The organism is Microtetraspora sp. AC03309, assembly GCF_020826795.1.
Classification (GTDB): Bacteria; Actinomycetota; Actinomycetes; order Streptosporangiales; family Streptosporangiaceae; genus Microtetraspora; species Microtetraspora glauca.
This window is the reverse complement of sequence record NZ_JADDIL010000021.1, coordinates 114,151-120,612: the sequence shown is the minus strand read 5'-3', so window position 1 is coordinate 120,612 and position 6,462 is coordinate 114,151. Positions and strand designations below refer to the sequence as shown.

6 protein-coding genes and 1 pseudogene are annotated in these 6,462 nt (G+C 71.0%); 5 read left to right on the top strand and 2 right to left on the bottom strand.

The genetic code is table 11. From position 1 onward, the window contains the following. From IMZ11_RS15175 to IMZ11_RS15165, 3 genes and pseudogenes are all read left to right on the top strand, one after another. A pseudogene (locus IMZ11_RS15175) lies at nt 1–963 on the top strand (hypothetical protein); the annotation flags it as partial. A gap of 109 nt (nt 964–1,072) precedes the next feature. Then, nucleotides 1,073–2,044, top strand: a complete 972-nt coding sequence (locus IMZ11_RS15170) for an ATP-binding protein (protein WP_228641838.1) — start codon at nt 1,073–1,075, stop codon at nt 2,042–2,044. A gap of 51 nt (nt 2,045–2,095) precedes the next feature. Continuing rightward, complete coding sequence (locus tag IMZ11_RS15165) at nt 2,096–2,482, top strand: SCO5389 family protein (protein ID WP_228641836.1); 387 nt, start codon at nt 2,096–2,098, stop codon at nt 2,480–2,482. A gap of 58 nt (nt 2,483–2,540) precedes the next feature. Here the strand turns inward: IMZ11_RS15165 and IMZ11_RS15160 are convergent, their stop codons facing one another. Together IMZ11_RS15160 and IMZ11_RS15155 are read right to left on the bottom strand one after the other, a co-directional pair. Next, nucleotides 2,541–3,209, bottom strand: coding sequence for a ribonuclease HII (locus IMZ11_RS15160; protein ID WP_228641834.1), 669 nt, complete (start codon nt 3,207–3,209; stop codon nt 2,541–2,543). A gap of 1 nt (nt 3,210) precedes the next feature. Next, nucleotides 3,211–4,164 (bottom strand): LysR family transcriptional regulator, encoded by a 954-nt coding sequence (locus tag IMZ11_RS15155; RefSeq protein WP_228641832.1) that lies wholly within the window; start codon nt 4,162–4,164, stop codon nt 3,211–3,213. 146 nt (nt 4,165–4,310) lie between these two features. On the opposite strand from IMZ11_RS15155, the gene IMZ11_RS15150 reads away from it, so the two are divergent. After that, nucleotides 4,311–5,603, top strand: coding sequence for a pyridoxal phosphate-dependent aminotransferase (locus tag IMZ11_RS15150; protein WP_228641830.1), 1,293 nt, complete (start codon nt 4,311–4,313; stop codon nt 5,601–5,603). Nucleotides 5,604–5,762: 159 nt separating this feature from the next. Beyond that, nucleotides 5,763–6,407: a GNAT family N-acetyltransferase gene (locus IMZ11_RS15145; protein ID WP_228641828.1), complete on the top strand. Its 645-nt coding sequence runs from the start codon at nt 5,763–5,765 to the stop codon at nt 6,405–6,407. Nucleotides 6,408–6,462 lie beyond the last annotated feature (55 nt).

The window sequence follows — 6,462 nt, the reverse complement described above, 5'->3', positions numbered from 1 at the left end:
GCCCAGGCCCCCACCCGGGCCTCCGACCTGTGGGCGCTCGGCGCGACGCTGCACACGGCGGTCACCCACCGGCCTCCTCGCGCCGCCGATCGGATGGTCGACCTGGCACCGGTGCCCGAAGCGCTGCGGCCCGTCGTGGGCGGCCTGCTGGCGAAGGATCCGAGAAAGCGGCTCACGCCGGAGGACGCCGACCGGATGCTCGCCGACCTCGAACCCGCCCCCGAACCGCAGGCCCGGCCGCGGGGCGGGAGCCGTACGAGGCTGGTCGCGGGGGTGGCGGCGGCGGTCGTCGTCGCGGGAGCGGTGGGCGGTTGGGCCATGTCGCGGCCCGGCGTCGCGGAGGGCACGGAGCGGATCCCCCTCGCCGGAACCGGGGGTCCCGCCGTTCCGGCGGCCCGGACGCCGGGGGCGGAACCCGCCGCGACACCGGCCATGTCACCGGCCGCCGTCACGCCGTCGCCCGGCCCGGTACGCGCCGCGAGGCTGAAGCTGAAGTGGTACCGGCCGAGCCCGCCCGACCACGGGTGGCGGGCGGCCGTCCCCCGTGACTGGGTGCGGTTCACCTCCGTCGGGCGTGAGGCCGTGTACCAGTGGCTCGATCCGTCGTCGCGGGCGCGGTTCGACATCGAGATCACCCGGCAGAGCGGAACCGACGCCCTGGGCTCGCTGCGCGAGGCCGAGGCGATCTTCTATCCCGAGGTGAAGGGCTACCAGCGGCTCCGCCTCGCCTCCGTGTCCAGCGAGCACGGCACCGCGGCGGACTGGGAGTTCACGTTCCGGCCGCGCGCGTCCTCCCCCCGGAACCACCTGGAGAAGGGGGTGACCTACCACCAGTTCCGCCGGGTGCTCTCCACCGGGGCCACCACCAGCGTGCTGACCTGGACGACCGTGGCCGAGGACTGGGACACGCTGCGCCCCACGCTGTCCAGGATCGTCGCGCTCTTCACCCCGCCCACCGCCTGACGCTCCGGGCCGCCTTCCCTCCGCGGTTCTCCTTCGCCCGCGCCCCTCGCTGTGGCATCATCACGGTGCCCACAGAAAATGATTTTCATAACCATGCTAGGAGGGAAGCATGCGTGTGGCGTTCGTCGGCAAGGGCGGGAGCGGCAAGACCACCCTGTCGTCGCTCTTCGCCAGGTACGCGGCGCAGTGCGGGACGGTCGTCGCGATCGACGCCGACATCAACCAGCACCTCGGCCTCGCGCTCGGCGCGACAGGCACCCCACGCCCGCTCGGCGGGATGATCGGCGAGATCAAGGACTACCTCCGGGGCGACAACCCCCGGATCCGCGACGCCGCGTCGATGGTGAAGACGACACCGCCCGGCCGGGGCTCCCGGCTGATCCGTCCGGACGATCCGTTCTTCCCGTCGGAGCGGGTCGAGGGCGTCTCGCTGATGGTCACCGGCCCGTTCGGTGAGGACGACCTCGGCGTGGCCTGCTACCACTCCAAGGTGGGCGCGGTGGAGCTCTACCTCAACCACCTGGTCGACGACCAGGGCGAGTACGTCGTCGTCGACATGACCGCCGGGGCCGACTCCTTCGCCTCCGGCCTGTTCACCCGGTTCGACGTCACGTTCCTGGTGGCCGAGCCGACCAGGCAGGGCGTGAGCGTCTACCGGCAGTACCGCGACCACGCCGCCGACTTCGGCGTCGCCGTCTCCGTCGTCGGCAACAAGGTCCAGGATCCGCGCGACGTCGACTTCCTCCGCGAGCACGTGGGAGACGACCTGCTCACCTGGTTCGGGCACTCACCCGCCGTGCGGGCGATGGAGCAGGGGCAGTCCTTCACGCTGGACGCCCTGGAGGCCGACAACCACGACGCGCTCGCCGTTCTGCTCAAGCGCGTCGACGCGCAACCCAAGGACTGGGAGAGGTTCGGCGCGCAGGCGGCCGAGTTCCACCTGCGCAACGCCAGGGCGTGGGCCGACCGCGCCACCGGCGAGGACCTCTCCACCCAGATCGACCCCGAGTTCGTGTACGGCCCCGCCTCCATCAAGGTGTCGCCTCTGCGCCACATGGAGGCGTGCCCGAGCCCGGCCTAACGTCACATCCGAGACCACAGGCCTTTCCATCCCTTACAAGAGGAGAGATCCATGTCGCTGACCGTTCCCACCGACCTGCTCGACCAGGCCCGCACCGGCGAGGTCGAGGACGCGGCGTTCGTCGCCTGTGTGCGCGACTCGCTGCCGTACGCCTGGTCGCTGATCAGCGGGCTGGTCGAGCAGCGCGACCGGTCCGGCGCCGACTTCGCCGACAACGAGGTGCCGCCGCCGGACGAGGCCGCACGCGGCCAGCTGCTGCGCTGCCTCGCCAGCGATGCGATGCGCGGCGCGCTCGAACGTCACTTCGGCGTACGGCTGGCCTTCCAGAACTGCCATCGCGTCGCGGTGTTCCATCCCGCGGCCACCGGCGCGTTCGAGGAGTTCGTCACGCCCCGGGCGCAGATCCTCAACCAGAAGCCCGAACTCGTCGACTGCTGACCACGCGGGAGCCGGCATCGGCTCTGTAGGCGGGGATCCGCGCCTACAGAGCCGACGGTCAGCCGAAGAGGGAGAGCTGGCCCTCTCCGGCGAGCGCGTTGCGGTGCCGCTTGAGGTGGCGCCACCGAGGCAGGTCGTCCATGTACGACCAGGACAGGCGATGGTGGGGCGTGGGACCGAGTTCCGCCAGCGCCTCCTGGTGAACCGGCGAGGGGTACCCCGCGTTGTCCGCGAAGCCGTACTCCTCGAAGCCGAGCGTGGCCATGAACGCGTCCCGCCGCACCTTGGCGATCACGGAGGCGGCGGCCACGGAGACGCAGGTGAGGTCGGCCTTCGTCTGGCACCGCACCGCCCAGGGCGAGCCCAGATAGTCGTGCTTGCCGTCCAGGATCACCGCGCCGGGCCGCTCGGGCAGTTCCGAGAGCGCCCGGCGTGCGGCGCGGCACAGCGCCTCCGTCATCCCCAGCGTGTCGATCTCCTCGACCGACGCCTCGCCGTACCCGATCCCGGCGGCCCACGACTCGATCTCGGCCGCCAGGGTCGTACGGCGGGCGGGGGTCAGCAGCTTGGAGTCGGTGAGGCCGTCGGGGGGTGGGGACATGTCGGTCACCACGGCGCAGACCGCGACCGGGCCGGCCCAGGAACCGCGCCCCACCTCGTCGACGCCGGCGACCGTGCGCGCTCCGGAGGAGCACAGAAGCCGCTCCAGATCATATGAAGGACTCACGTCAGGACAAGCTACTGTCCCTGTCGCGTACCCCGCTCAGGTAGCCCAGATCGGCGGCGAGATAGCGGGCGGCGACGTGGAGCGCGCGCAGCGTCGCCGCGATCGACGGCCGCTGGACACTCGACTCCCTCGCCACCGCGTACACCCGGCGTTCGATCGGCTCGCCGGGGAACTCCCGCACGGCGACACCCCGGACCCCGGCCGCGAGCGCCAGGGCGGGCACCGCGGCGATGCCGATGCCCTTGGCCACCAGGCTGAGGATCGTGCCGAGCCCCTCGAACTCCCAGGCGATCGGAGGCAGCCCGCCCACGTCGGCGAGCAGCCGGTCGACGGCGGTGCGGGACGGCTCGCCGTCGGGCGTGGCCATCCACGACTCCTCGCGCAGTGCCGCCAGATCGACGGGGACGGACTGGTCGGCCATCGGGTGGCGGCGCGGCACGACGAGCACCAGGGGGTCGGTGAGCAGCGGGAACGCCTTCAGCGTGGCGTGCCCGTGCACCCTCCCCCACCAGTCGTCGACCAGGGCGATGTCCACCTCACCCGACTCGACCTCGCGCAGGCCCCGCCCGGAACGGCTCTGCCGCAGCCGCAGTGACAGCTGCTTGTGCCGGCGCAGCGACCGGGTGAGCGCCGGCGCGAAGGCCACCCCGGCGGTCGCGAAGGCGGTGACCACGACCCGCCCGGACGGCGTCGACGCGTGGGCGGACAGGTCGGATTCCGCGGTCTCCACCATGGCGAGGATGCGCTCCGCGTGGGTGACCAGGCGCCGCCCGGCGTCGGTGAGTTCCGCGCTCCGGGAGGTCCGGTCGATCAGTACGGCGCCGGCCTCCCGCTCCAGCGCGGCGAGTTGCTGCGAGACCGCCGACGCGCTGTAGCCCAGGGACGACGCGGTCGCCGCGATGCTTCCCCGTCGGGCGAACTCACAAATCAAGATCAATCGTCGTAGATCGAGCATCGGTTTTTCTTACTCCTACCACCGAAAAGCCTCGCTTGTGCTGATGCCTATACCCATCCACCCTGGGAACGTTCCGTACACACCGGGCCAGTCCGGCGATTTCCGAAACGGGGCGAAATCGACGGAATCCCAGGGAGGCAACCCCAATGAATGTGACCCTGTCGGCCACGCTGGCGGCGAACGAGGACATCGAGCGAAGACGCCGCGCTGGACAGCGGGTGCTTCACCTCGCCTTCGGCGAGGCCGGCCTGCCCGTCCACCCCGAGCTTCGCCGCAGGATGTCGGAGGCCAGCGGAAACAACGGTTACGGCCAGGTGGCGGGATCCGCCGAGCTGCGCGAGGCCGTCGCCGGGTACTGGTCGCGACGCGGCCTGCCGACCGACGCCGACCTCGTGGTCTGCGGCCCCGGCAGCAAGGCGCTCCTCTTCGGGCTCATGCTCGCGCTGGGAGGGGACATCGTGCTGCCCATGCCGAGCTGGGTCAGCTACGCCGCCCAGGCGGAGATCATCGGCGTCCGGCCGATCATGGTCCCGGCACCCCCCGGCGAGGGAGGGGTGCCCGATCCCGATCTGGTCGCCTCGGCCGTCCTGCACGCGCGGGCGCAGGGCCGCACCGTGACGGCCCTGCTGGTCACGCTGCCCGACAACCCGACCGGCCGGCTGGCCCGGCCGGAGACCGTACGGCGGCTGGCCGAGCTGGCCAGGAACCTCGATCTGACGATCATCTCGGACGAGATCTACCGCGATCTCGTGCACGATCCGGTCGCCGAGTACACCAGCCCGGCCGAGATCGCGCCCGAGCGCACGATCATCACGAGCGGGCTGAGCAAGAGCCTGGCCGTCGGCGGATGGCGCATCGGCGTGGCCAGGCTGGTCGATCACGACCTGCGCGACCGGCTGCTCGCGGTGGCCAGCGAGATCTGGTCCAGCGCGGCTGCCCCGGTGCAGCACGCGGCCGCATACGCCTTCACGGAGCCGGACGAACTCGTCCGGCGCGTCGCGGAGAGCAGGAGGCTGCACGGGATCGTGGCCCGGGCGGTCACCGACCGGTTCGTCAAGGCCGGGGCCTCGGTCGCCCAGCCGCAGGGCGGGTTCTACCTCTATCCGGAGATCCCGGGTTTCGAGTCGTCGGCCGACCTGACCGCGGCCCTGATCGAGGAGCACGGCATCGGGGTGCTCCCGGGCACCGCGTTCGGCGATCTGCCCGGCGCTCCGCGCGTGCGCGTCGCCACCAGCCTGCTGTACGGCGAGACCGCCGAGCAGCGACTCGCCGCTCTGCGGGCCGATGATCCGCTCGCTCTGCCGTGGATCGCGGAGTCGTTGGATCACCTGGAGAAGGGGCTCGCGGCCCTGACCGGAACCCGGCGGATCCGGGTGGATCAGGCCGCCTTCGGCGCCCCGGCCAACGTCATCGTGGGGGTCTCCACGCCCGCCTGGTGATCGTTGTTGAATCTTTACCCTCGGCAGCCGGTCAGTGGGGTCGCGTTCACCGCTCTGACCTGCGGTTATACGGCTAGCCTGGGTGCTTTACCGGAGGCTTCGAAAGATGTCTCCTACCATTTGGCACCGAGAGCGTGCTCGAGCCCCCATCATGTGCTCATGCCCGCTTTTGTCACCCTGTTCGGGCGCTCCGTGCGCCTGGAACCGCTCAGCCTCGCGGTCGTCGACGACCTCGTCGCCGCGGCGAGTGAGGACCGTTCTACTTACGCCTTCACTCGCGTTCCCGAAGGACGGGAAGAGATGGTCTCCTATGTGGAGGCCGCCCTGGCTGAGCAGGCGGAGGGCCGCACACTGCCCTTCGCCATCCGGTGGCTGCACACCGACCGCGTGGTCGGTGCCACCCGTCTGATGAACCTGGAGTACTGGCAGGGCCCCATGCCCTGGCCACCAGGCACCAAAGGCGTGGTGGGCGAGGTCCCGTCGGTGGCGGACATCGGTTACACCTGGCTGGCTGCGTCAGCCCAGGGCACCGGCGTCAACAGGGAGAGCAAGTTCATGATGCTCTCCCTCGCCTTCGAGACCTGGCAGGTTCACCGGATCACTCTCAAGGCAGACGTACGTAACACACGATCCCGGGCCGCCATCGAGGCCCTCGGCGCGCACCTGGACGGTGTGCGACGAGCGGACAGCCGAGGCGCCGACAACACGGTCCGAGATACCGCGTACTACTCGATCCTCAGCCCTGAATGGCCGACGGTTCGAGAACGGCTCCGCGCGAGGCTCGGCCTCGTCGTAGCCGCCTGACCTTCAACCTGGACCTCCACACAGAACGACGTGGCCCGTCCTCCTGACCGGAGGA

Coding starts and splice junctions, on each gene's coding strand:
- IMZ11_RS15170 (WP_228641838.1), top strand. CDS start 1,073: ATGCGTGTGGCGTTCGTCGGCAAGGGCGGGAGCGGCAAGACCACCCTG.
- IMZ11_RS15165 (WP_228641836.1), top strand. CDS start 2,096: ATGTCGCTGACCGTTCCCACCGACCTGCTCGACCAGGCCCGCACCGGC.
- IMZ11_RS15155 (WP_228641832.1), bottom strand. CDS start 4,164: ATGCTCGATCTACGACGATTGATCTTGATTTGTGAGTTCGCCCGACGG.
- IMZ11_RS15150 (WP_228641830.1), top strand. CDS start 4,311: ATGAATGTGACCCTGTCGGCCACGCTGGCGGCGAACGAGGACATCGAG.
- IMZ11_RS15145 (WP_228641828.1), top strand. CDS start 5,763: ATGCCCGCTTTTGTCACCCTGTTCGGGCGCTCCGTGCGCCTGGAACCG.